Here is a 20671-nt window from a genome sequence, read left to right as displayed (position 1 = left end):
CTCATCGCTTCTTACCCACCAAGTCCTTGAACGGGTTGTTTGCTTCCTTCGCGCCCGGCACTGCCAGGCGAGCCCGACTGGCGGGATCCAGGCCCAAGGCGCTGCCGAAGGTCGTCATCTGCTTGAGGGATTCATTGGCCACGGTGCATGCCGGGTTCTTTATTTCTGAGTTCATGCCCATCACCGTGATGCCATTCTTGGCGATGTCCTTCTCGGCCTGTCGCCACCGCGCGTACGCAGCGCAGTAGGCCTCGAGGTTGGGGACGTCCGACTCCGTGAGAATCTTGCTGCTCACCAACCAGGGCGCGACCTTCTCCCACATCTCGATACCGACCGGGTCGAGCCACTCCGGCGGCAAAGGAACGTCGCTCAGCGCATCGGCCTGAGGCTCGTCATGGTTAATTGCTCGCTTACCGGCGTTACCCTGGACGGCCTTCAAATGGGTCGGCTTGGGCTTGCGACCTTTTGTCATTTGCAATCACTCCCAACTGAGAACCAATCCCGCCGACCTGATTTTTCAATTTCGCGGGTATAAAAATCTGATGATGGCGGCGGTGTCCGGGGGGGGAAAGGCTCCAGGGATTTGACCTCCCCCTCCCCCTCGATCCTCGATGCACCACCGAGGTGCATTCCAACTCACAACCGCCCGGCCTGCGACTCCCGGGCCGTCTTGGCCTTGTGGCATGGCGTGCAGATCGCCTCGAGGTTCCATTCGGCGTCGGAGCCGCCCGACTCTCGGTTGACGATGTGATCGACCTCATTCGCGGGAGTGATAACACCTTTGCGTTCGCATAGCTGGCACAGGTATCGGTCACGCTGGAGGATGCGATCTCGGATGCGACGCCAAGGGCGACCACCTCGACCGCTGCTCTTCTGCCGTGACTTCTGCCAGGCAACAACCAGGTGCTGGTGATCCTCGCAGTATCCATTCGCCGATATCGTCTTGCGCGGGCACATGGCGGCGCGGCATGGGCGCGGGGGTTTGCATGGCATCTTTAGAGGCCCTATATTTTCTATTCGAACCAACCTACGCAGAGAACTAGAAAATCATGACTAACTACATTGTATCTTTTGAAATATCTTCCGATAGAGATAACTACGCAGAAGTTCGAAAATCATTAATGGATGCCGCACAAAAAATCGCTAACGAATTACCTTGGGAAGAAACAACTTCATTCTTGTCCTTCAAATCTTCTTACGACTTACAGGGCGCTTCTCATGTCTTATATTTCGACTCCAAGCTTCTTGAAAGCAAGGACAAGCTACTCGTCATCGACTTGACTAATAAAAAGTACATTCAAAGAGGAATGCAATATCCAGTCACACTTAAGGATTCTCTTGGCCTAAGTGAGGTCAAAGTTATCTGAGTAAAGCTATCACCGAAAACTTCACTTCATTATCCGCTGCCGATTACGGCAGCGGTATGGCATGCGATGCACGTAAGGAGAGATAGAAGCTGAACAATATCTGCGCGGTACATCTCCGAAACATGTTTCGCAAAAATTCTCAAATCCCACGAGTGCGCCCCCCCGTAGACGGCGCTGAGGGGCCCGGGAAGGACCCACGTTTTTGCACCAAGCTGGTGCGTCGCGCGAGGCCTGTGGTTGCGGGGCTGGCGGTCACTCATCGCCGCCGACGTCGTTGGCCATGATCTCAACCACAGCCGCACGGTCAGCGTTCGCACGTCGGCGCAGCGACTCATACTTCGCCAGCAGGTCCAGCAGGTCACGGTTACTCGAGGCTTCGATACTCGGTGCCGACAACTGGCGCGTCAGGTGTGCGGGAATTGTCGGCGTCATCATCACCGTCTCGACCCGAGGCACTGAGTTGGCGCACCCAGTCAGCAACAGCGCTAGGCACAGACTTGCCAGACCACTCGCGAGTATCCGCATCATTCGCCTCCAGCTGATCAAGGGCCTGCCGGTGCTCCATCACGTCCCGCCTGATTCGCTCAAGCTCGGCAGCACGATCTTCGAGCGCGACGCTCAATACAGCTGACTGAGCCCGCGCCCAATTGACCACCAGCTGCATTTGCTCAACGTTTTGCTGCATCTGCTCTGACTTCAATTGCGCTGCGTCGCGCTCGGCGGTCACTGCCTCGATGCGCCACCAGCCCAGCAGACCGGCAACACCAGCAGCGCCCAGCATCCACGCCCACGCGGGGAATAAACGCAGGAGCCGAGCGATCACTTGCGCCACCTGCCAACAACGATGTCGTAGATATCGTCAGCCTTGTTGCGCAGCCACTCGGTGCCGAGGAATCCGAGGAACACGCAGGGCGCGATGGCCACCGACGGCGCCAGGTCGTAGCGATCGGCCAGCGCCTGGAACAACGGGAACAGGCCGACACTGAGGAATGTGCACACCAGTGCGCCTAGCAGGGCTTTCTTCCAAGGGCCGCCATCCTGCAACCCACGGAATAGCGCGATAGCGAACGTCAGCAACGCCGCCAGCATGTTCGGCAAATACTCGAGCATCCGCTGCCAGAACTCAGGATCACGTTCCTGCATGGCGCGTTTCTCATCTCTTCGGTTCATAACTGGGCACCTCATGAGCTGCCCGCGTACCAAACGGTTATCGTTGTGCAACGTTGCCACCGGCGAGACGGTAGGCGTCGACCAGGTCATCAGTTGCCACCTCACGCTGCCCATATCCTGCGCCAGGCAGGCTGGCCCATATCGAGCGACACGCATGGATCGCGTCGCGGATACGGCCATCCCGCACCATGCCAAGCGCCTTGCATTGTCGAATCAGCTGAACCGCCGCCTCGTCTTGACTGACCGGTCCGAAATCGCGATAGCCGAAGCGCTTCACCAGGTCGTCCCAGGTGCCAGCCAGGAACTGGTAGCGACCGGCTGCGGTGCTGTGGATCTCGTAGGCAGGTAGGTAGACCGACTGACGCGGATGATCGGCGTAGCTGTCGAACACCCCGCCGCCAACCAGGACGTTATAACCATCCTCATCGCCAAAGCGGCGCGTACCCTCGGCATCGGCCAGCATGTCCAGGAATGCAGCCACGTTAGCGGCGTCATCAGCAGACGGATCAACAGGCGTATCAAACGGAGCCAGCTCGACCTCGTCGAGCCAGTTGCGTGGCAAATGAGCAGACATGACGAGGTCTCACGGGGGAAGAGTTGCCGCCCAGGCCGGGAAACGCCGGGGAACGTCGGGGGATTGCCAGAGCGGCGAACGTGGTAGCAGCGGCGGGAGTCGAACCCGCTTCCTCCGGCTTATGAGACCGGCGATCTTCCAGTGATCCACAGCTGCTGCAAACGAAAGCGCCCCAGCGGGTAAGCCCGCCAGGGCGCAGAAATTACAAGATTAGCTGAACCGTACCTCATGAGTGTCGCTTTTGCAACATCTTGTGCTCAACCTCCTCCTAAATGTAATAAATACCCATATGTGGTATCGGCGCTGCATTGAGAGCGCTCACTTTTAGCCTGACGAACTAGTTGGTCGAGGTATCAGGGAAATAGGATTCAGGGTCATCCGACTGACGCTTACAGCGCGATGAAGCTAACGTCATAGAAGCTGCAGACCCATTGAGACCAAAGGTGAAGAAAAAAGGCTCATCAGTCACCACTTTGAACCTTACATTCTTTCCTTCTTTTAGTGCCTCAAGGATTTTTCGTGGGTTATCACTGTCGAAGGAAGTAAATACATTAGTGTCACCACGGGAAGCTGTCACGTGAGAAGAGCTTTTGATCACATCTTTATGGTCGACGCGCACAAAAGAATCTAAATACAGATCGACATCTTCCGACATAGACTCTGGACCTGAGGTCATTATTTGAAGATGAGGATTGCCACAATCCCCGGGATAGTAATCCAAAAACAAGGACGAACCATCTTTTAGGACATTTCCTGCACGATAATACACTACATTTCCTAGCGACAGCTTGGCTGAAAACCAATCTCCATTGATTCTTTGTTCGGAAATATTATAGGTGGCCGCATAGACTGAGCTTGCAAAACTGCAAACCATTGCGGCAATTAAAAGTACGCCAGTTTTCATTCTTAGTTCTCCCTTTGCTCCATTACGACTATCGGCTGCGTAACCGCACCACTTTAATTTTTCTAAGCGACCATGCTCGCCTGCTCTCCTACTACGGTAAGTAGTTTGGATCGTGCGCGCTTTGCACTGCTTTTCAAGCTCTCGCTCCCTTCAAAGATTGCCACGGCGCCAACGGCAGGCCAACCCATCCGCTTAAGTATCACGCTCTGGCCTTCGCACACCTCTGCCAGCGTCAGCGCCCGGCTACCTTGCTTGATCAACTGCATGCGTGCTTCATTGCCGCCCAGCACCGCGCAGCGCTGCTCGGGGATCGCATACCCGCACAACAGCAACGCCATACGCTGCCGCTCGTTGAGGTGACCCAATAGCGCCTGAGCCATCGCCCGCCAGCGACAAGCATGGCGATAGCGCTCGGCCGCTTCTCCAACATGATCGACGCACCCCGTCATCTCGCCACGCCCCTTGCCGATGCCCGCGATGGTGCTCGCCTTGTGATAACCCTGATTGAGGTGGCGATGATCGATCCGCCACTCGATCTCGACTTCGATCAACTCATCCAAGCACTGGCGCAGCGCGCGTTCGCGTAGGTCACTTCCCTCCGGCTGCTGGCGGATGACCGCCAGCAGCTGACCGATGCTCATACGATCCAATGGCCGCATTCGTCACACTCCCCTTTATCCCCTGGTTTACCACTCGCTGCCGGACAGCACCGGCAGCCGCCCCCCAGCCACCTCGGTGGGCGACATGACCATGTACTCACGTATCACCGCCTTAGCCTCTTCAATCCCCCGGGCCAGCTTGGCGCAGTAGCCGGCCTCTTCCATCTTGGCCAGCCACTCACGCTGCGATTCCGCCAGCTCAGCATCGCGAGGCGGTGTCGCCTTCAGCTCGAGGTAGAGGCCGTGATAGCCACCGCGCGGCACCGCGATCACAAGGTCGCTCACGCCAGAGCGAACGCCCTGCTGTTTCATCTTGGCCGCCTCGAGGCCGTGCCGGCTCCCGCCGTTGGGTACCGCGTAGGTGTTTGCGTGAGCCAGACCAACTGCCGTGCCGCGATTCACCTCGCCCTTGAGCCACAGCATCAACCTGGTTTGTTCTTGCCCTTCCCAATCGACCGGCTTCTTACGTGGCGTGCCATTGGCATTGCGAGCACGCGGCCGGCGCGGCTTCGTATTCAGGCCCATCATTGCCCCCGGTTCTGGTGCTGGCGGCGTTGCCACCGGTTGTAGTCCTCGACGATCCTCACGAACATCTGCCAGGCCTGTGCGTTGTGATCGAGCGCGGCGCGGCTGCCGATGCCACATGCACCGCGGATGAAATCTGCCGCATCTTCCGCGCTGTGCGTGCCGTCTGGTAGTTGCTCACGCGTCATGCGATTGCGTTTTCGGCGGCGCGCATCGAGGTAGAGCCGAAACCGCGCATCGTTGCAGAGCATCGCGGCGCGCCGGGCCTGCCTGCCGCCCATTCGTTGGCGCTCCGTGGTCATGACGCCGGCACCTCTATTCCTTGCCGTTTCACTTGATCGACAATCTCGAGAAGCTGCTCTTCGGTCAGCTCAAGCCTCACCTCGTGCTTTTCGGTGCTGATGCACAGCTCATACTCGCCATGCCCGAGCGTCGGCGGCGCTATCTCAATATCCGCTTTTTCATAGGCGAAGCGGTCTGTGTAAATCGTGCTCACGACTGCACCTCCCACTCCCCGTCCTGATGAAACCCTTGGGCTATCAGCTCGTCGGCCACCTGCCCCGCCGCCTCGGCATATTCCAAGCGAAGGGCGGCACCGGTGGTTTCGCCCCTTGCGCCGCACGCATACCAGCGGTCGCATGCGGCCTTAGCCTGCGCCAATCGCTTCCCGGCTTCGGATGAGATCACGATCATGATCGGGCCTCCGACTCAGCAATTCGGCCCGCAGCGAACGCATCAACCGATGGGCATTCAGGCGCGTGGTGCTCACCATGCGATGAACCGCAACCATCACAGGGCGCAATGGACTGAAGACCTTTGATAAGGCTATCGGGCACCGCAGGGCTTGAACTGTGTAGTTCTCGAGTAAGGTCGTTACAGCGCTTGGCCAAGCGGCTTTGCTCGCTGTAGGCCTGCTTAAGACGGCTGTTCATCTCTTCGACGTCACCGACGCGGGACAGCAACTTCACGAGAATGAATTGCTCGCGACCGTGGTCGGTGTCGTGGCGCCACTCGCACAGGGCCTCGACATACGGGCCATAGTGGCGCTGCAAGACCGGGCCAGCTTGCGGCTTCACGTGACCACGCTTGTTCACCCACAGCAGCCCCCAGCCAGGCGGCAGCTCATCAGCGGCGATCAGTCCTTCGGGGCACATGAAATAACGCCAGTTGCCCACACCACCGTCTACACGGTGCGCTTTCTTTCCATCAGCCAGGAAATCGGCGCGACTGACCTTAACCTCGACGACCACAGAACCATCCCTGTGATCATCCTTGCGCCGGAAACCGACTGCATCGGGTATCTCGCCGGTGTATCCAGTCTTCACCTCGCTGACCGCCACATCGCAGCCATGCCCCTTCTTACTGGGTTCACGCTGGAGCCACTTCACCGCAATGGCGCATAGATCGGCGTGATTCATCGGGAACAGGTCGCTCACGCCGCTTCCTCCGCCAGCACGTCCGCCACTGATTCGGGCCACTTGAGTTGCTGCACGGCCGTGCCGTCACCATGCTTCTTGCCGGTGTCCATCATCCGGCCACCAGCCTCTCGTCCTCGATCGGTCAATGACCACACCAGCTTGCCCTTTCCATCACGGCCCTCGCGCTGGTAGCCCAGGTCGCGCAGCACGCGATTGACTGCCACGGCGCTCATGTCTACCGGTGCACCGAGTTCGGTCGGCGTCATGTAGCGCTCGTTGATCGGGCTCAGCAGGTGGGTAGCGCCCAGCTCGCTCAACAAGTCGACGCCTGTACGCTTCTGCACGGCCTGGTTGACGCTCAACAGCCGCATGTTGTCGTCCAGGCCCAGGGCGCGCGCTGCCGCGTCCAGGGCACCGGCAAACGCCGAGGCCCGCGAGATCGCCGTGGTATCGACGGCTTCCGGTTCTGGCGGCGCGTTGTGCAACTGGTCACGCATCTCGAAGAACGTGCGCACCAGGCGTTTCTTAAATGCCCGCACGATCTCGTTGTTGCGCATGAACGTGAGCAGCAATGTCGCCTGGGGCTCGTTGAGCCTGGCCACCTCACGCCGCTGGGTGCCGCCGGCGGTGGTCAAGGGCACGATTTCAAATCCGACCCTTCCGAAGTCCTCGAGGTCGTCCTGATGCTCGCGAACCAGGCGAATGACCGAGGCATGATCACGCTCGATGCCCTCGGCAATCGCAGCAGTGGTGGTCAACAGCTCGCCGGACTCACCGGCAATCACGATCTCCGTCATCCTCACGCTCTCCCCGTGGCGGCTTTGAGCATCGCCAGCCCCTGGCTGGCAATCATGCGATCCGGCAAACCCTCGGCCTCCGCACGCTGGGCAGCGGCCTCCCGACCGGCTCGCTCCGCCAGCTCTGCAGCAGTGCGCTGCCCGTCTTGCTCGAGCAAATGCCGGGGCGTCAGTTCCTCGCCGGCCATGACGCGATTAACCAGAGCGCTGTACTGGCGAGCGAAGCGCGACTCGAGCCGAGCGCGGACGCTCTGCGCCGTGGCGCCGTGTATCTCCCGCCAGCCCACCGCCTGCCCAGCCAGTCGAACGGCCTCATGGCTCCACCGCCAGCCGCTCGGGTCGTGGCTGTGGTCACAGGCTTCGCGCCATGCTGCGTCCACGGTCGGCATCCCCATGTCCTCGGGCCGGGGTTCGCACATCGCCGCGAATGCCACCGGCTGAGGTGGCCACGCCGTATCACCGGCCCGTGCCGCGGCGCTCACCTCCTGGCGGAGGCGCCGAAAACCCAGCTCGAGGCAATGGCGTGGCAGATGAGCAAGCTCCGCAAGCCATGCGCCGTCGTCGTACTCGCCCCACTGCGACGTGAATTTCGCGCCGTACATGCGGGCCATCGCGTCGAACACCTGGTCCATGTCCTGCTCGCTAACCCGGGGTGCACTCTCCGTCGAGGACGTCGCCGGGGTGCTCGCCTCGGACGAGGGCTCGGTCACGTTCACGCGCTTCTGCTGCGGTGAGACGGCGGCGCGAAGTACGCTGCTGGCGGTTTGCATGGGATCCTCCGGTGGGCTGGGTCTGTTGCTGGGCCTGCTGGCGCGCATCGTTGCGGAGCCAATCGACGAGCTTGGCAGTCCACGCCATGGCGCCGTAGCGGCGACCCTGGTCGGCGTGGTGTGCGGTGAACTTGGCGAGCTGATGCGCGGCGGGCTGGGTGTCGGCAGACAAACCAGCTCGCTGACATGCGGCCGCCAGCTGCTCGGGATCGGGCTGCCAGTCGAGTGTCATCGGGAATTGGCGGGCACCTCCGGTCGGCACCGGGTCGCCGTCGTCCGTGCATCGCGCCGCTTGCTCGAATATCGATTCGCCAGCGCCAGAGTGAGTGTTGGAGTTATGATCATTGGTATCTTGATTCGTCGGAGATTTTTCCGACCCTAGATCGGATATTTTTCCGACCCCGCTCGGATAATTTTCCGAGGTCGGATTTTTTTCCGACCCTTGGGACTTCTTGCCAGAGGTCGGAGATTTTTCCGACCCTGCCGAGCGATTCCAAGTGATGCCCTTCTCGGTCAGGCGCATGTACGTCCGGTTGTCACAGCTGGTCATCACGATCAGGTCGAGCTTGGCCAGTTGCTTCATGAGCCGGTAGGCGGTGTCGTGCTTATCGGTCAGTAGCGGAAGCTCCTCGCAGATCTTCCCCTTGCCGATGTTGAAATACGTGTGGCCATCGATCTGACGCGCATCCGCCCAGGTCGGCACCTGATGCAGGAACGCGAACAGCATCGCCTGCTGAGCATTGAGCCCCCACTCGACGGCCTTGGCTTGGTTGATGGCGACGAGGTACTGCATCAGTGACATCCCCGCATCGCGAATTGACGGCTCATTTGTGATCGGGTGTAAGCTACGGCGACCACACCACGCGAGAAACTGAGGAGCGGCACATGGATAACGCGCACCACGAAGCGGCGAAGCAGGATGAGATCGAGCGCGAACGTCGAGCGGTGAAGCTTTTCAATGACTTCATCGATGAGAACGCCGACGATCTCAAGCTGATCGCGCATTGGGGCGACGGACATTGCGGCTACATGCTCCACATTCTTCAGGAGAAGCTCGACCGGAAGCCGTAAGTACGTTCTTTTAAGGGTGGGGCGCATCACGCCCTCCCCGCCGCTGACACGGCACGCGCCTTGCGATTGAGCTTCCCGGAGCTGAGCTGACACTGCCGGCATGTCTTGAGCTGGCGGCGTTCATGCGTCATCGGATCGTAATCACTTACCTGGCCCTCACCGACCCAATGCGCGCCCGCTGGGCACCAGACACGCCCGTATCCTCTTCTTAGCTGCATGACACACCCGCCCGGCGCCCTGCCGGCGCTTCCATGCCGAGTGCCAGCCGCTCATGGCGCTCGCTCTCGTCGAGGTTCCACTGCTGCGCTTTCGCCAGGCGCTCACGCGCGGCGATATCGAATGGCTCGGTCATGCCCAGCAATGCCGCATACGCCGCGTGGTAACGGGCCGCGACGCCGTGGCGACGCTCACGTGTGCTATCCGGATCGCCCGCCAGCTGCGACATGCGACATGCGAGCCGGTGGGTCTGATCGATCAGGTCGTCGCGTGACCATGTGTTGTAATCAGGTATATCCATGACTTCCCCCATTCCCCTGTATGTACAACCACCCCCGTCAAGAGGACGCGGCGTGGTCCTCGACTGGCATAAGCTGTGAACCAGATACGGAGGGCTTGGCATTCGCCAGCAACCACTCGGCGCTGAACGCCCCGTCGCTGGCTTTGGCCAAGCGCTGGGCATGCCGGGTTTCTCCGGTGTATTCGGTACGCGGAAGAGAGCCACGATGCAGCCACTTGTAGACCCCTCGAGGGGAGATCCCGCAGATGTCAGCGCAGGCGGATACACCGCCCACCTGGTCGATAGCTTTGCGCAATACGGTCATGGCTCACTCCGAATTAAGAACCAATAGTGCCAATTACGCTGAACTGTATACGGAACTGATAGTGCCTTCAAGTAGTGGGATGATGTACTTATGGTTCAAACTTCTGAGCAAGCAAAGCAGGCCTTCGCCGAGAGGCTGCGTGAAGCCCTGAGGAATGCAGGCATTCGTGACTGGGGATCCGGCCAAAAACTCGCCAAAATGTGCGAGGTTTCGCCGCGAGCTGCCATCAAGTGGCTGAACGGTGACTCCATACCTGGTCATGAGAAGATCATGACGCTGTCCGAACGCCTGCAGGTTAGAGAGGAGTGGCTAGCCTACGGTCGTGGCCCGATGGAATTAGCGAAAGTCAGTGACACCTCGGCAGCATATGAGGCAAAACCGGCCGGCGATGGACAAATAGCCCCCAATACCCGACCAGCGGATCAGCCCGCCAGTTACTATCGCTACCCCGTGATTGGCTACGGTCAGGCTGGCGGATGGACTGAGTGCGTCATCCCGTACGCCCCAGGCGTCGAGCCTCACCTCGAGGCGACCGATTATCAGGCCAAGGGGCACGCGTTCTGGCTTGAGATCAAGGGTGACTCGATGACAGCGCCGCCTGGCGCCACGCCGACGATCCCAGAAGGCACCTTGGTGCTTATTGATCCCGGTGTTGAAGCAGCGCCAGGAAAGCTGGTGGTTGCACAGGTCGATGACAGCAATGAGGCGACATTCAAGAAGCTCGTCGAAGATGGCGGACAGCGGTTCTTGAAAGCGCTCAACCCGGCCTATCCCGTCATTGCCATCAATGGCAATTGCCGAATCGTCGGTGTGGCCGTGGAAGCCAAGACACGGCTGTAAAGAACGCCAAGAGGAAGCAGCACGCATGGGAGTAAAGCATGGCGAACGCCCCAACGTGGATCGATGACTGTCGTAACTGGTGCCGACAGGTCAAGTATATAGCGATCCAGTCGGAGCATCGTGAGTGGCGCGAGAAGCAGCCTAACACTCTATGGCTCCGCGCCCAGGTGCTGAATGACAGGCGCGAGACAATGCCGCATCTCTATTTCAAAGCCGAGTATCGCTTGGGCCTTCGCACAGGCCGCGAGACCTACGACTTCCAGTTGATGTGGCGTGACCCGATGCCAAAGGGGCAACATCGGCGAGTGTTGTGTATCGAAATAGACGAGGACTGGAAGCGTACGCACGCTGAGCCGGACGGAACGGACATCTACGGCACTCATGTTCAGCTCGGCGACAAGCGTGCTGGCAGCTATTGTGTGCGAGAATGGCGAGTCCCACCGGAGCGTGACCACTGGCGCGAATGGGCTCGCCGTTTTGGCAAGCTGGCCTGGGTAAGCCATACTTCTACTATTCTCTTTCCACCATTCGGAGACGACCTGTTCGGCTGAGTCATGGAATGCACCGAATTCTTCAAGGCATCTGGCTGGCGCTGCACGCCCATCGAGGCGAGCAAAGGTGTTTCGTGCCTATACGTTTCCCTCCCGGTGACATTCGCGACGGGGCATCCCTGTGACATATACGTCTTCGAAGAGCCCGGTGATCGGTTGCGCCTATCGGATGATGGAGACACCCTGAGCCACTTTCATCGCATCGGCTATGCCCTGGAAGACAAGCGCCGATGGAAGGGGCTAATCAGCATGGCCAGCGAATACGGCTTCGAACTCACCGAGTCCGGTGAACTGACGACAGAGTTTCCTCGTGAACGTTTAGGCAGCCACATCGACAGCCTTTTGCAGCTATACTCGGCACTGATTGCCTGGGAGCGTGAGCATTATGCTGAAGGGGACCAAGACTTCAGTCTGACCGAGGAAGTGGAGCGGCTCCTCCACTTCCTTGAGCCGGGCCTAGAGGTTGTCCGGTCGCCGAAAATCAGCACCCCAACAGGTGAAGTCAGTTTCGACCTACGCTGGGGAAGTACTTACGTGGATGCGCTGCGACCCAATGCTCAAAGCATTAATAGCCGGCTCCGCAAAGTTCTGATGCTGCAAAGCGACGAGGACACTCCGAAAATGCTGTTCGTGATTGATGATCGCCCATCGCGGCTCAAGGCCGAGGCTGAGCGCGACGTATTGGGTCGATTGACCCAGGCCACTTTGCTGTCCGATCTTCAGCACCGAGCCGCCAGCACCCTACCCATACACTGATATGGCTGCCTCAACAAAACCCCAACCCGCCCACCGTGGCGGGTTTTTTGTGCCCATTTAAAAATTACGCACTATCGGTTCTTGACCGATTAGGCACTATCGGTTCATAGTTACCCCATCGCACAACGACAGATGGGATGAACCCATGGATATACAAGCGCAGGAAACCATCGAGTTCGCAGGCTATCGCTGCCGCATCGGGCGTCAGGCCCAAGGCCTACCCACAGAAAAGCAGGCTCAGGTCATCGCAGGCCTGGCCGCCGGAATGACTCAAAAGGAGATCGCCCGGTTACGTGGCGTATCCCCCACCACGGTCAAAAGCACCGCTGAATCCCTCTACTTCTGGCTGCACGCCGCCAGGGCAAGCGCGGCGGTGGCGGAAGCACTCAAGCGCGGCTGGATCGCACCACTGATGCTCGCCATCGCGGTCAGCGCACTCACACCTGACATGCACATGCAGCGCGTCCGCCAGCCGCGAACTCGCGTCCAGATCACCAAGCAGTCCCGCCGCGAAGAGTCGGCAATTATCGGGGGAGGTATCGCCGCATGAAGACCCCACTGACCACCGCCCAGCGCTCGCTCATCAGCCTGATCGTGGACACCGCCATCGACGTGTCGCTGCACGGCACGCACAAGGCCGTCGCCGATTACCGAGGTGATGTACATACGGTGTTCGTCAGCACCTGCCTCGCCGACGAATGGTTTTCCACGAACGAATCCCAATCCTTGGTCGCATTCCTGGCGCGCTACGCCGACGAAGACGAGGTCGCGCATCGCGAGCGCGTCAATAACGAGCTGGCGGCGCTGTACGACCACCTGAAATCTCTGCTGCCGGAGAGTCAGTCATGAACGACGCGACCGTATTCACCTACCAGGTACGCGAACTGGCGGGCGCCTGGCGCGAACACGCTCAGCGCTCAGGCATCACCGACCCGGAGACCGAGCTGCTCGCCCGCCAGGCCGTCGAGGGATCGCCGCGCGCCGGTTACCGCCCCGCGTTTTACGTACCGAGCACCGGCGAGCTGGTCGTGATCGTTGCCTGCGAGCCGCACCGCACTGAGATCGAGGCGTGCGCCTGGCTGAGCTGGATGCTCGAGCAGCTCCACAACAACGGCAGCGTGACGCTCTATTCCAAATATCGGGAGGCCTCGGCATGAAACGCACACCCATCATCGCCCTGGCCCTGGTCGCCGCCGGCGGGCTAACGCTGCTGGCGGGCGTGGGGCCCAGCGAATACGAGGTGCAGCAGCGGCAAGAGGCCCAGTACTGCGACAACGTCGCGCAATGGCGCGCCGAAGCGGCCCGCGGCATCGCTCCCGACCGCCGGTACGGGCACCCGGACTACGACGGCATTGCGAGCGAGGTCTGCGTGCCCGACTACAACGGCGCCCAGCTCGCCAGCCAGTAACACCACGCCGCCGGCGGCGCACGCCGGCCTGTAACCGCCAGCGTCACGTGTGGCGCTACCGGATGCAGTCGCTCTTTAACAATGCGGACCCCGACCGGTCCCAGCAGCGGTCACGGCAACACTGCTGGGCATCAGAAAGCGTCCACGCCTTGGAGACAAGGGTTAGTCCCTCTCGCCAAGCGGATCGGGCGCTTTCCGATGCACGACAGACAGGAGAGCACGACATGAATCATATCGAGATGGGAGTAATGGAGAGCGCTCAGGCAGCGCCCAGTCACTTCGAGGGCTGGGCAGCCAATGCCGAGCGCATTCTGGGTCACGACCTTGATGGCACTGAATGGATCGACGGCTATTCGATTGATGGAGCGCGAGACGCTTGGCGTGCAGGCGCTACGCCTGCCGAGTACGCCGCTCAAGTCCACGCCGCGCCCCGGGCGTAGAGAAGGAGAGCACGATGGCTATCGAGATTGAGGAAATCGACTGCAACGGCAGCCCGATGGCGGTGGCCAAGGGTCATCACGACCTTGACGAATTCCGCCGCGACTACGCCGCTATGACCGGCGATGACCCGGACGACATGGACCAGCCACGACACACCTACATGCGCAAAACTCCGCCACCCGATGGCTGGCTGTCGTGGATGACCGAGTGTCAGCCCGGTCGCGGTGCTTTTCCGGTAACCGTCATGGGGCCGATGTAACCCACACCGCGCCCCGGGCGTATCACGATAGTCCCCTGCTTCCCCGCCCGCCTGGGCGGGGCTTTTTCAGCAGCCATCGGCAAGCGCGCCCCAGGCGTGTTTCCCGATGCCTGTTGGCATCGTTGCCGAGGCGTGGAGGGGTCCCGTCTCGGCGTCTCTTGGAAAGCCATGCTCTTGCCCCGGCGCCCGCCGGGGCTTTTTCCACACCAGTGCAGTGGTCAAGCAATCCTCGACGACTGATGCCTGACCAGTGCGCTGACCCACTGAAAACCCAGGAGGTCCTCATGTCATTAACCAAGCCACAAGAGCGCCTTGTGCGCTCAATGCAGCGAGGCCAGAAGGTCAATTACATCATTGGGGGGGGTGGCGGTTACTAGACGGCACCCCCGTTCATCCACGAACCATCCAGTCTCTGGCGACTCGTGGCGAGATAGAGCCCGCCGGCATGGATCTGCTCGAAAGCCGAGTGACTAGCTATCGCCTGCCTGACTAGGAGGCCGCATGCACCGAGATCCCGAAACCATCCAGGCCGACATCGACGAACTGGAAAAGCTTCTTGCCCAGGGCGCGCGCAACCTGGACCGGCTACACGACGAGCTCGCCGAAACGCGCGCAATGCTCTCCGCCGATGAACGCCACCGCCAGCATCTGCAGTACGTCATCCAGCGCTACGAAAGCGGTGAATACGTGGCTGTCGGCATCAACACCTGGTGGTGCCGCGACGGCCAGCTAATCGAGCGAGCGACACCGAATGACATGGGCGCCCTGCACCAACTGGAACGGCAGGGCTTGATCGCATGCGAGAAACGACAGGAGAACGCCGCGTGAGCACCTCACCAGATATCCAATCACTATCGGTTTGGCTCGATAAGCCGGCCGTACAGCAAGCATTCACGTCACTGGCCGCCCCAATCCTCCAGGCAACCGCCAAGGCGGAGGCGGGCGGTCATGACCCAACAAGAACTATCAACGGCGAGGACCACCCTGTCGCAGGCGAAGTCGTTATCGGACGGATCAAACACCTGACGGTGCGCATGGTCATCGAGCCCGAAGGCGGATACAGCGGCGAGAGCCTTACACACGATGAGCTCAACGCCATCGGCATCAGCGACATGCTCGTCGACGGCGAGTGGATCAGGAGAAAGGAGCAATAACCATGTGGTTCAAGACCGTACACGCCTACCGCCTACACGGCGCGGCCGCCGCCGGCATAGCCCTCGACACTCTGACCAGCGCCCTCGCAGAGCACACCCACCGGCCCGTGTCATCCGCCGAGGCCCGCCGCCTGGGGTGGTATCCGCCAGCGGGTCGCCAGGGCACGCAGCTTGTTCATGAGATCCAGGGCCACCGCCTGCTCACTGTGCTGCGCCAGGAGCGCATCCTGCCCGCCTCGGTGATCCGCGAGGAGGTCGAGGAACGCGTCGCCGAACGCGAGGCCACCGAGGGCCGGCCCGTGCCGCGCCGCGACCGGCAGGCAATCAAAGAACAGGTCATCGAGGAACTGCTGCCCCGGGCCTTCACGCGCACGCAGCGCATCGATATGTGGTGGGACACCGATCGCGCCCTCATCGCCATCAACGCCGCCAGCCGCACGCGCGCCGAGGAAGTGCTCGACCTGCTGCGGCAGTCCCTCGGCTCGCTGCAGGTGACGCCTCTGGCTGTCCGCCAGCTGCCATCGCGCACCATGACTAACTGGGTGCATCAACCCAAAATCCGCCCGGCCTGGCTGCGCATCGGTGAAAAAGCCGTACTCGAAGATAGCCATGGTGACGATGGGAAGTGGTCCGCATCGGGCATCGATATCGACGCCGACGACACGCAAAGCGTCCTCGCGCCAGGCCGCCAGGTCACGCGCCTGCAGATCGAGATCGACGAGCGGGTAACGGCGATGCTGCACGACGACCTGACGCTCAAGTCGATCCGCTTCGCCGACGCCCTGCTCGACGAGGCCTCACAGGTCGAGGACGACGACGACCCGATCATGCGTCTCGAGACCGACTTCGCCCTGATGACCGGGGCGTTGCGCGAGTGCATCGAGCAACTCATCGACGGGCTTGGCGGCGAGGCCGATCCGGCTACCGAAGGGTTGAGCGATCAGTGGACGGTGCGTATCAATCACGATGGACGAGTGGAAGGCATCGGCGGCAGCGGCATTAGCGCAGAGCCACAACCGTTTGGCTATCAGAACGACCCGCTCTACCCCGAAGCGGTGCGCCATGCCGGAGAGTTGAGCAAAACCTCGGTGTCAGGCATACAGCGCCACTTCAAGATCGGCTACAACCGCGCCTGCCACCTGGTCGAGGCGATGGAGGCGGCCGGCATCGTTACGCCGATGGACAACCAAGGCCGCCGGCGGGTGATCACCACCCCATAACGAAAACGGAGGGAGCTATGCACCCGATCCTCGAGATCCTCGAACGGTTCCAGAAAGACGTCGCCAGCCACGAAATGGAAGTCCTGCACGATGACGGACTGTACCGCCACCTGCGCTTTTCGCGGGGCGGCTCCAGCGCCTACCACTTCAACATCACCACTTGGCCGGGATACCTGGCGATCACCGGCGATATGGGCGATTTCGTGTTCTCGCGTACGCGAGACATGTTCGGGTTCTTCCGCTGCGAAGACGGCCAACTCGGGATAAACCCTGGCTACTGGATGGAGAAGGTTCAGGCCGGCGCAGGCAGCGAGGGAGCGCGCGAAATTTGCACAGAGTGGGATGAGGAAGACTTCCGCGCCGAGATCCGCAAGCGCTTCGATGATTACGTCGAAGACGAGGAGCTCGACGAAGCCGCCGCCGCCGAGCTCTGGTCGGAAATCGAGGACGAGGTGCTTGAGGAAACAGACCTCGAAGCCGTGGCCATGCGCAACGCGATGGAATTCCAGCACAACGACTTCGAGTTCACAGACTTCTTCGAGGTCCGCTGCACTAAGTACACCTTCCACTACCTCTGGTGCTGCTGGGCCATCGTCTGGGGTATAGGCGTGTACGACAAAGCGAAGGAGGCAAAGGCGGCATAGCTCTACCCCGCCCCCGCGTATAATATGCAGCAAACCTTAAAAAGAGGCGTGGCCATGCCCAGCACCTCCGATCAACTGCTTCGCGTCTTTGCCAGCCCGCGCCGCGCCTACGTACTCGACATGCTCGAGTCGCGCGGCGAGATGAGCGTCAACGCCATCAATGACGTGCTTGGCCAAGTGACGCAGTCCGCTCTGTCGCAGCACCTCAAGATCATGCGTGATGCCGAGGTCGTGGAAACGCGACGCGCTTCGCAAACGATCTACTACCGCGTCGCGGATGACCCAGCGGTGCGAGAACTCATCGAGTGGCGGCGACGACACCGCCGCTAGACAAACCGATCACCACCACGCCGGCCATGAGCCGGCGTTTTTATGCCAGGGAGAAAAGCATGCTCGAGCACCGAGAGATTCGGCACTTTCATCTATTCTGCGGCCTGGGTGCCGGGGCCAAGGGCTTCAATCGCGGCCACGCCCGGGTGGGCAACCTGGAAGCACGGTTTCGCTGCATCGGCGGCGTGGACGTGGACCCTGCTGCAATCGCCGATTTCGGCCGCCTGGCAGGCACTCCCGGCACCGTGCTCGACATGTTCGACCGGGATCAGTACATCGCCTTTCACGGAAAGGAGCCGCCGGCGGACTGGCGCGAGTCCACGCCCGCCGACATTCAAGCAGCGGCTGGCAACGAGAACCCGCACATCGTGTTTCTGTCGGCCCCCTGCAAGGGCTTCTCCGGCCTGCTGAGCCAGAGCCGGAGCACCACGCCCAAGTACCAGGCCCTTAATCGCCTGACATTGCGCGGCATGTGGCTGGCCCTGGAAGCATTCGCCGACGACCCGCCGGAGCTGATCATCTTCGAAAACGTGCCGCGCATCGCCAACCGGGGCCGGCCGCTGCTCGACCAAATCGTGGCCATGCTCGAGCACTACGGCTATCACGTCGCGGAGACCACGCACGACTGCGGCGAGCTGGGAGGCCTGGCGCAATCCCGCAAGCGTTTCCTGCTGGTCGCCCGCCATGCCGAGAAGGTGCCGCCCTTCCTGTACGAACCGGTGAAGCGCCCACTACGCGCCGTGGGCGACGTACTGGGCGATATGCCGCTGCCCGGCGATGAGCTGGCCGGGGCGATGCACCGTGTCCCCCGCCTGCAGTGGAAGACCTGGGTGCGCTTGGCGTTCGTCGAGGCCGGCAGTGACTGGCGATCGCTCAACAAACTGGCCGTGGAAGACGGAAACCTGCGCGACTACCTCATCGTCCCCGAGGGCAGGAATAACGGCTATCTGGGCGTTCATGACTGGCAGGAGGCAGCCGGCACCGTAGCCGGTGCCAGCCGCCCCGGAAATGGGAAGTTCTCGGTCGCGGATCCTCGCTTCGACCAGTCGGCCAAATGGAAAGATGGCCAAGCCTACGGCGTCCGGCGCTGGGATGGGCCCACAGGCGCAATCACCAGCCAGAAGTCGCCAGGACAAGGAGCTTTCGCTGTCGCGGATCCTCGTCAGGCCGGGCCCTCCTTCGGCAAGTACATGGTCACCCGCTGGGACGAGCACGCTGGCACCGTCATTTCCGGCAGCACCACTGGCCAGGGGGCCTATGCCGTCGCCGATCCTCGCCCGGGCATGCGCCGGTCGCGTGGTGACAACTACCTGACTGGTGGCCACTACGGCGTCGTTCCCTGGTCCTCGAGTTGCGGGGCGGTTTCGGCATCAGCCCGCCAGGACAACGGCTTCTGGTCGGTAGCTGACCCGAGGCTCGCGAGAAGCACGCTTGAAGGCGAATACCTGCCAGCGGCAGCACAAAAGCTTGTCGCAGTGATCCGCGCACTGGACGGCACATGGCATCGCCCTTTCACCACGCTGGAACTGGCCGCGCTACAGGGTCTCATCGAGCCCACCGAGCACCTTGAGCTGGCAGGCCTGAGCGATAGCGACTGGCGCGAACGCATCGGCAACGCTGTCCCGCCCCCGGCATCGGAGGCCATCGCTGGCGTGATGGGCACCACCCTGCTGCTGGCATGGACCGGCGAGACATTCGCCCTGGGCTCCACACCGATATGGGTGCGCCAGGCTGCCGCCGGCCTATCCCTAAGCCGACCCGATCAGCCCGTCGCCCACTGAGGGCATTGCTGACCACAAGGAGGAATCATGCGACTCATCGACCAACTGCTCGAACACCCACTTTTCGAAGAGCAATGCGTTAAGCGAATCCTTGAGCCGCTTGGGTTCGAGGTTCACGTCGAGTGCCAAGAGACACCGGATCGCGATGAAGAGCCGGAGAATACTGAGCGTTTCGAGGCCAGTCCCGAAGCCTACATGGCGGCGCTCACGTTCGAGGTGCCGGAAGGCTTCACGGAGCTTGCCCGCTTCGACACTGAGGACTGCGAGATCGTCATGGTTGCGGTCAAGCCCACCACCGCCCTCGCAGAGCTTTTGCTGGCGCAAGAGGAGACGGCCACCCCCCTCGCCGCAATCGCCACGGAGCGCCGGCGGCAGGTCGAGTCAGAAGGATGGACGCCCGAGCATGACAATTCCCATGCACCAGGCATCTTGGCAACGGCAGGGGCTTTTTACGCAATGCACGGCTTAAAGGGGATGGAGTGCGCACCCCCGCCGGCATTCTGGCCCTGGCATGACTCCTGGTGGAAGCCAGGCACGGCCCGCCGCAACCTCGAAAAGGCCGGTGCTCTCACACTCGCTGAAATTGAGCGCCTTCAGCGTCAGGCCGAAGACGTCGAGGAACAGATGCACGAAATCCGCCAGCGCACGACCGATGGGAGCGAGCATTGAAAGCGAGCCACACACACCGCCAGCACGGTGGCCGGTATGCCCTGGTCAGCGAGAGTACGGGCGCCGGGCCACTCGAAGGTCAGGCGCTGGTCGTCTATCACGACCTCGACCGGGACGTGCAGAGCGTCACCACGCTCGACGATTGGCAACAGCACTGGCGCGCGATCGACGCCGACGACTGCTCCATCTGTCTGGGCACTGGCACCGACCAGATAAAGGGGAATCGCAGCAACCCGTGCGGCGGGTGCTTCGGACTCGGCAAAGTCCGAAGCGACGGCGAGACGCCCGCCGACCGCTGGGAAGTTGCCGACATCGCCCTCGGGCTCATTCGCCGCCAGCAGCAAGAGCTGGTACAGCGACGCCAGGCCATGGCTATGCCCGAGGTGAGAGAGGCAATACAGGCAGCGCGCGAGCGCGGCCAGACCGACACGATCGCACGGCAGGAAAGCGAGTGGCGCAACAGCCCAGGGCACGGCCCCGGCGGCCAGCGATATACGGGAGATTGAGCGACTGTATGGGGTCCGCGCGAGATAAGAACGGGA

At 61.3% G+C, this 20671-nt stretch carries 37 protein-coding genes and 1 tRNA gene; 19 read left to right on the top strand and 19 right to left on the bottom strand.

What is annotated here, in order from left to right; genetic code table 11:
- Window position 1: 1 nt before the first annotated feature.
- Window positions 2–472, bottom strand: coding sequence for a phage terminase small subunit P27 family (locus KZO83_RS07625; protein WP_247620351.1), 471 nt, complete (start codon window positions 470–472; stop codon window positions 2–4).
- A 164-nt stretch (window positions 473–636) separates the two neighbouring features.
- The gene (locus KZO83_RS07620; protein ID WP_247620673.1) at window positions 637–957 is read right to left on the bottom strand and encodes an HNH endonuclease; all 321 of its coding nucleotides are present in this window, start codon (window positions 955–957) and stop codon (window positions 637–639) included.
- Window positions 958–1049: 92 nt separating this feature from the next.
- On the opposite strand from KZO83_RS07620, the gene KZO83_RS07615 reads away from it, so the two are divergent.
- Window positions 1050–1367: a hypothetical protein gene (locus KZO83_RS07615; RefSeq protein ID WP_247620350.1), complete on the top strand. Its 318-nt coding sequence runs from the start codon at window positions 1050–1052 to the stop codon at window positions 1365–1367.
- Between the two features lie 252 nt (window positions 1368–1619).
- On the opposite strand, the gene KZO83_RS16470 is transcribed toward KZO83_RS07615, so the two are convergent.
- The 15 genes from KZO83_RS16470 to KZO83_RS07545 all read right to left on the bottom strand — a co-directional run bounded on the left by KZO83_RS16470 (window position 1620) and on the right by KZO83_RS07545 (window position 8977).
- Window positions 1620–1799 carry a hypothetical protein gene (locus KZO83_RS16470; protein ID WP_418904303.1) on the bottom strand — a complete coding sequence of 60 codons (180 nt, stop codon included), beginning with the start codon at window positions 1797–1799 and terminating at the stop codon, window positions 1620–1622.
- Window positions 1732–2190, bottom strand: coding sequence for a hypothetical protein (locus KZO83_RS07610; protein ID WP_247620349.1), 459 nt, complete (start codon window positions 2188–2190; stop codon window positions 1732–1734). The genes KZO83_RS16470 and KZO83_RS07610 overlap by 68 nt, the downstream gene beginning before the upstream one ends.
- Window positions 2187–2537, bottom strand: coding sequence for a phage holin family protein (locus tag KZO83_RS07605; protein WP_247620348.1), 351 nt, complete (start codon window positions 2535–2537; stop codon window positions 2187–2189). Before KZO83_RS07605 ends, KZO83_RS07610 begins: the two co-directional genes overlap by 4 nt.
- A 37-nt stretch (window positions 2538–2574) precedes the next feature.
- Window positions 2575–3111 (bottom strand): glycoside hydrolase family 24 protein, encoded by a 537-nt coding sequence (locus KZO83_RS07600; RefSeq protein WP_261505568.1) that lies wholly within the window; start codon window positions 3109–3111, stop codon window positions 2575–2577.
- Window positions 3112–3192: 81 nt separating this feature from the next.
- A tRNA-Met gene (locus tag KZO83_RS07595) sits at window positions 3193–3268 on the bottom strand.
- Between the two features lie 180 nt (window positions 3269–3448).
- Window positions 3449–4015, bottom strand: a complete 567-nt coding sequence (locus tag KZO83_RS07590) for a hypothetical protein (RefSeq protein ID WP_247620347.1) — start codon at window positions 4013–4015, stop codon at window positions 3449–3451.
- 62 nt (window positions 4016–4077) lie between these two features.
- Window positions 4078–4674 carry a hypothetical protein gene (locus KZO83_RS07585; RefSeq protein WP_247620346.1) on the bottom strand — a complete coding sequence of 199 codons (597 nt, stop codon included), beginning with the start codon at window positions 4672–4674 and terminating at the stop codon, window positions 4078–4080.
- A 27-nt stretch (window positions 4675–4701) separates the two neighbouring features.
- Window positions 4702–5199 (bottom strand): VRR-NUC domain-containing protein, encoded by a 498-nt coding sequence (locus KZO83_RS07580; protein ID WP_247620345.1) that lies wholly within the window; start codon window positions 5197–5199, stop codon window positions 4702–4704.
- Window positions 5199–5501: a hypothetical protein gene (locus tag KZO83_RS07575; protein WP_247620344.1), complete on the bottom strand. Its 303-nt coding sequence runs from the start codon at window positions 5499–5501 to the stop codon at window positions 5199–5201. Before KZO83_RS07575 ends, KZO83_RS07580 begins: the two co-directional genes overlap by 1 nt.
- Window positions 5498–5695, bottom strand: coding sequence for a hypothetical protein (locus tag KZO83_RS07570; RefSeq protein ID WP_247620343.1), 198 nt, complete (start codon window positions 5693–5695; stop codon window positions 5498–5500). The genes KZO83_RS07575 and KZO83_RS07570 overlap by 4 nt, the downstream gene beginning before the upstream one ends.
- Window positions 5692–5892 (bottom strand): hypothetical protein, encoded by a 201-nt coding sequence (locus KZO83_RS07565; RefSeq protein ID WP_247620342.1) that lies wholly within the window; start codon window positions 5890–5892, stop codon window positions 5692–5694. Before KZO83_RS07565 ends, KZO83_RS07570 begins: the two co-directional genes overlap by 4 nt.
- Window positions 5889–6635: an adenylosuccinate synthase gene (locus KZO83_RS07560; protein WP_247620341.1), complete on the bottom strand. Its 747-nt coding sequence runs from the start codon at window positions 6633–6635 to the stop codon at window positions 5889–5891. Before KZO83_RS07560 ends, KZO83_RS07565 begins: the two co-directional genes overlap by 4 nt.
- Entirely contained in the window at window positions 6632–7414 is a 783-nt protein-coding gene (locus KZO83_RS07555) for a Rha family transcriptional regulator (protein ID WP_247620340.1), read from the bottom strand. Before KZO83_RS07555 ends, KZO83_RS07560 begins: the two co-directional genes overlap by 4 nt.
- Before the next feature lie 2 nt (window positions 7415–7416).
- Window positions 7417–8016, bottom strand: a complete 600-nt coding sequence (locus KZO83_RS07550; protein ID WP_247620339.1) for a replication protein P — start codon at window positions 8014–8016, stop codon at window positions 7417–7419.
- A gap of 40 nt (window positions 8017–8056) precedes the next feature.
- Window positions 8057–8977, bottom strand: coding sequence for a DnaT-like ssDNA-binding domain-containing protein (locus KZO83_RS07545; RefSeq protein WP_247620338.1), 921 nt, complete (start codon window positions 8975–8977; stop codon window positions 8057–8059).
- 92 nt (window positions 8978–9069) lie between these two features.
- Here KZO83_RS07545 and KZO83_RS07540 point away from each other — a divergent pair, with 92 nt between their 5' ends.
- On the top strand, window positions 9070–9255 hold the full coding sequence (locus KZO83_RS07540; RefSeq protein WP_247620337.1) for a hypothetical protein: 186 nt from the start codon (window positions 9070–9072) through the stop codon (window positions 9253–9255).
- A gap of 208 nt (window positions 9256–9463) precedes the next feature.
- Here the strand turns inward: KZO83_RS07540 and KZO83_RS07535 are convergent, their stop codons facing one another.
- On the bottom strand, window positions 9464–9772 hold the full coding sequence (locus KZO83_RS07535; protein WP_247620336.1) for a hypothetical protein: 309 nt from the start codon (window positions 9770–9772) through the stop codon (window positions 9464–9466).
- A gap of 37 nt (window positions 9773–9809) precedes the next feature.
- Window positions 9810–10076 carry a helix-turn-helix domain-containing protein gene (locus KZO83_RS07530; RefSeq protein WP_247620335.1) on the bottom strand — a complete coding sequence of 89 codons (267 nt, stop codon included), beginning with the start codon at window positions 10074–10076 and terminating at the stop codon, window positions 9810–9812.
- 90 nt (window positions 10077–10166) lie between these two features.
- Here KZO83_RS07530 and KZO83_RS07525 point away from each other — a divergent pair, with 90 nt between their 5' ends.
- From KZO83_RS07525 to KZO83_RS07440, 17 genes are all read left to right on the top strand, one after another.
- Window positions 10167–10916 carry a LexA family transcriptional regulator gene (locus KZO83_RS07525; protein WP_247620334.1) on the top strand — a complete coding sequence of 250 codons (750 nt, stop codon included), beginning with the start codon at window positions 10167–10169 and terminating at the stop codon, window positions 10914–10916.
- 38 nt (window positions 10917–10954) lie between these two features.
- Window positions 10955–11467: a hypothetical protein gene (locus tag KZO83_RS07520; RefSeq protein WP_247620333.1), complete on the top strand. Its 513-nt coding sequence runs from the start codon at window positions 10955–10957 to the stop codon at window positions 11465–11467.
- 3 nt (window positions 11468–11470) lie between these two features.
- A complete protein-coding gene (locus KZO83_RS07515; protein WP_247620332.1) occupies window positions 11471–12223 on the top strand; it encodes a DUF1828 domain-containing protein in 753 nt (250 codons plus the stop codon).
- Window positions 12224–12368: 145 nt separating this feature from the next.
- Window positions 12369–12773: a LuxR C-terminal-related transcriptional regulator gene (locus KZO83_RS07510; protein WP_247620331.1), complete on the top strand. Its 405-nt coding sequence runs from the start codon at window positions 12369–12371 to the stop codon at window positions 12771–12773.
- Window positions 12770–13072: a basic helix-loop-helix domain-containing protein gene (locus tag KZO83_RS07505; RefSeq protein ID WP_247620330.1), complete on the top strand. Its 303-nt coding sequence runs from the start codon at window positions 12770–12772 to the stop codon at window positions 13070–13072. Before KZO83_RS07510 ends, KZO83_RS07505 begins: the two co-directional genes overlap by 4 nt.
- A complete protein-coding gene (locus KZO83_RS07500) occupies window positions 13069–13380 on the top strand; it encodes a hypothetical protein (RefSeq protein ID WP_247620329.1) in 312 nt (103 codons plus the stop codon). The genes KZO83_RS07505 and KZO83_RS07500 overlap by 4 nt, the downstream gene beginning before the upstream one ends.
- The gene (locus tag KZO83_RS07495) at window positions 13377–13631 is read left to right on the top strand and encodes a hypothetical protein (RefSeq protein ID WP_247620328.1); all 255 of its coding nucleotides are present in this window, start codon (window positions 13377–13379) and stop codon (window positions 13629–13631) included. Before KZO83_RS07500 ends, KZO83_RS07495 begins: the two co-directional genes overlap by 4 nt.
- Before the next feature lie 224 nt (window positions 13632–13855).
- On the top strand, window positions 13856–14071 hold the full coding sequence (locus KZO83_RS07490; protein ID WP_247620327.1) for a hypothetical protein: 216 nt from the start codon (window positions 13856–13858) through the stop codon (window positions 14069–14071).
- A 14-nt stretch (window positions 14072–14085) separates the two neighbouring features.
- Window positions 14086–14331: a hypothetical protein gene (locus tag KZO83_RS07485; protein ID WP_178998762.1), complete on the top strand. Its 246-nt coding sequence runs from the start codon at window positions 14086–14088 to the stop codon at window positions 14329–14331.
- A gap of 501 nt (window positions 14332–14832) precedes the next feature.
- On the top strand, window positions 14833–15159 hold the full coding sequence (locus KZO83_RS07480) for a hypothetical protein (protein ID WP_247620326.1): 327 nt from the start codon (window positions 14833–14835) through the stop codon (window positions 15157–15159).
- Complete coding sequence (locus KZO83_RS07475; RefSeq protein WP_247620325.1) at window positions 15156–15485, top strand: hypothetical protein; 330 nt, start codon at window positions 15156–15158, stop codon at window positions 15483–15485. The genes KZO83_RS07480 and KZO83_RS07475 overlap by 4 nt, the downstream gene beginning before the upstream one ends.
- A gap of 2 nt (window positions 15486–15487) precedes the next feature.
- Window positions 15488–16705, top strand: coding sequence for a recombination-associated protein RdgC (gene rdgC, locus KZO83_RS07470; RefSeq protein ID WP_336296571.1), 1218 nt, complete (start codon window positions 15488–15490; stop codon window positions 16703–16705).
- A 17-nt stretch (window positions 16706–16722) separates the two neighbouring features.
- Window positions 16723–17349, top strand: coding sequence for a hypothetical protein (locus tag KZO83_RS07460; RefSeq protein ID WP_247620324.1), 627 nt, complete (start codon window positions 16723–16725; stop codon window positions 17347–17349).
- Window positions 17350–17403: 54 nt separating this feature from the next.
- A complete protein-coding gene (locus KZO83_RS07455) occupies window positions 17404–17679 on the top strand; it encodes an ArsR/SmtB family transcription factor (RefSeq protein WP_247620323.1) in 276 nt (91 codons plus the stop codon).
- A 59-nt stretch (window positions 17680–17738) separates the two neighbouring features.
- Complete coding sequence (locus KZO83_RS07450) at window positions 17739–19460, top strand: DNA cytosine methyltransferase (protein WP_247620322.1); 1722 nt, start codon at window positions 17739–17741, stop codon at window positions 19458–19460.
- 27 nt (window positions 19461–19487) lie between these two features.
- Window positions 19488–20129 carry a hypothetical protein gene (locus tag KZO83_RS07445; RefSeq protein WP_247620321.1) on the top strand — a complete coding sequence of 214 codons (642 nt, stop codon included), beginning with the start codon at window positions 19488–19490 and terminating at the stop codon, window positions 20127–20129.
- Window positions 20126–20635, top strand: a complete 510-nt coding sequence (locus tag KZO83_RS07440) for a hypothetical protein (protein ID WP_247620320.1) — start codon at window positions 20126–20128, stop codon at window positions 20633–20635. The genes KZO83_RS07445 and KZO83_RS07440 overlap by 4 nt, the downstream gene beginning before the upstream one ends.
- Window positions 20636–20671: the final 36 nt, after the last annotated feature.

The sequence above is a fragment of the Chromohalobacter moromii genome, from assembly GCF_023091865.1.
Taxonomy (GTDB): Bacteria; Pseudomonadota; Gammaproteobacteria; order Pseudomonadales; family Halomonadaceae; genus Chromohalobacter; species Chromohalobacter moromii.
Note: the sequence above shows the minus strand (reverse complement) of the source record. Positions and strands in the feature narration are given on the sequence as shown.

Coding starts and splice junctions, on each gene's coding strand:
- KZO83_RS07625 (WP_247620351.1), bottom strand. CDS start 472: ATGACAAAAGGTCGCAAGCCCAAGCCGACCCATTTGAAGGCCGTCCAG.
- KZO83_RS07620 (WP_247620673.1), bottom strand. CDS start 957: ATGTGCCCGCGCAAGACGATATCGGCGAATGGATACTGCGAGGATCAC.
- KZO83_RS07615 (WP_247620350.1), top strand. CDS start 1,050: ATGACTAACTACATTGTATCTTTTGAAATATCTTCCGATAGAGATAAC.
- KZO83_RS16470 (WP_418904303.1), bottom strand. CDS start 1,799: ATGACGCCGACAATTCCCGCACACCTGACGCGCCAGTTGTCGGCACCG.
- KZO83_RS07605 (WP_247620348.1), bottom strand. CDS start 2,537: ATGAACCGAAGAGATGAGAAACGCGCCATGCAGGAACGTGATCCTGAG.
- KZO83_RS07600 (WP_261505568.1), bottom strand. CDS start 3,111: ATGTCTGCTCATTTGCCACGCAACTGGCTCGACGAGGTCGAGCTGGCT.
- KZO83_RS07590 (WP_247620347.1), bottom strand. CDS start 4,015: ATGAAAACTGGCGTACTTTTAATTGCCGCAATGGTTTGCAGTTTTGCA.
- KZO83_RS07585 (WP_247620346.1), bottom strand. CDS start 4,674: ATGCGGCCATTGGATCGTATGAGCATCGGTCAGCTGCTGGCGGTCATC.
- KZO83_RS07580 (WP_247620345.1), bottom strand. CDS start 5,199: ATGGGCCTGAATACGAAGCCGCGCCGGCCGCGTGCTCGCAATGCCAAT.
- KZO83_RS07575 (WP_247620344.1), bottom strand. CDS start 5,501: ATGACCACGGAGCGCCAACGAATGGGCGGCAGGCAGGCCCGGCGCGCC.
- KZO83_RS07565 (WP_247620342.1), bottom strand. CDS start 5,892: ATGATCGTGATCTCATCCGAAGCCGGGAAGCGATTGGCGCAGGCTAAG.
- KZO83_RS07555 (WP_247620340.1), bottom strand. CDS start 7,414: ATGACGGAGATCGTGATTGCCGGTGAGTCCGGCGAGCTGTTGACCACC.
- KZO83_RS07550 (WP_247620339.1), bottom strand. CDS start 8,016: ATGTACGGCGCGAAATTCACGTCGCAGTGGGGCGAGTACGACGACGGC.
- KZO83_RS07545 (WP_247620338.1), bottom strand. CDS start 8,977: ATGCAGTACCTCGTCGCCATCAACCAAGCCAAGGCCGTCGAGTGGGGG.
- KZO83_RS07540 (WP_247620337.1), top strand. CDS start 9,070: ATGGATAACGCGCACCACGAAGCGGCGAAGCAGGATGAGATCGAGCGC.
- KZO83_RS07535 (WP_247620336.1), bottom strand. CDS start 9,772: ATGGATATACCTGATTACAACACATGGTCACGCGACGACCTGATCGAT.
- KZO83_RS07530 (WP_247620335.1), bottom strand. CDS start 10,076: ATGACCGTATTGCGCAAAGCTATCGACCAGGTGGGCGGTGTATCCGCC.
- KZO83_RS07525 (WP_247620334.1), top strand. CDS start 10,167: ATGGTTCAAACTTCTGAGCAAGCAAAGCAGGCCTTCGCCGAGAGGCTG.
- KZO83_RS07520 (WP_247620333.1), top strand. CDS start 10,955: ATGGCGAACGCCCCAACGTGGATCGATGACTGTCGTAACTGGTGCCGA.
- KZO83_RS07515 (WP_247620332.1), top strand. CDS start 11,471: ATGGAATGCACCGAATTCTTCAAGGCATCTGGCTGGCGCTGCACGCCC.
- KZO83_RS07510 (WP_247620331.1), top strand. CDS start 12,369: ATGGATATACAAGCGCAGGAAACCATCGAGTTCGCAGGCTATCGCTGC.
- KZO83_RS07505 (WP_247620330.1), top strand. CDS start 12,770: ATGAAGACCCCACTGACCACCGCCCAGCGCTCGCTCATCAGCCTGATC.
- KZO83_RS07500 (WP_247620329.1), top strand. CDS start 13,069: ATGAACGACGCGACCGTATTCACCTACCAGGTACGCGAACTGGCGGGC.
- KZO83_RS07495 (WP_247620328.1), top strand. CDS start 13,377: ATGAAACGCACACCCATCATCGCCCTGGCCCTGGTCGCCGCCGGCGGG.
- KZO83_RS07490 (WP_247620327.1), top strand. CDS start 13,856: ATGAATCATATCGAGATGGGAGTAATGGAGAGCGCTCAGGCAGCGCCC.
- KZO83_RS07485 (WP_178998762.1), top strand. CDS start 14,086: ATGGCTATCGAGATTGAGGAAATCGACTGCAACGGCAGCCCGATGGCG.
- KZO83_RS07480 (WP_247620326.1), top strand. CDS start 14,833: ATGCACCGAGATCCCGAAACCATCCAGGCCGACATCGACGAACTGGAA.
- rdgC (WP_336296571.1), top strand. CDS start 15,488: ATGTGGTTCAAGACCGTACACGCCTACCGCCTACACGGCGCGGCCGCC.
- KZO83_RS07460 (WP_247620324.1), top strand. CDS start 16,723: ATGCACCCGATCCTCGAGATCCTCGAACGGTTCCAGAAAGACGTCGCC.
- KZO83_RS07455 (WP_247620323.1), top strand. CDS start 17,404: ATGCCCAGCACCTCCGATCAACTGCTTCGCGTCTTTGCCAGCCCGCGC.
- KZO83_RS07450 (WP_247620322.1), top strand. CDS start 17,739: ATGCTCGAGCACCGAGAGATTCGGCACTTTCATCTATTCTGCGGCCTG.
- KZO83_RS07445 (WP_247620321.1), top strand. CDS start 19,488: ATGCGACTCATCGACCAACTGCTCGAACACCCACTTTTCGAAGAGCAA.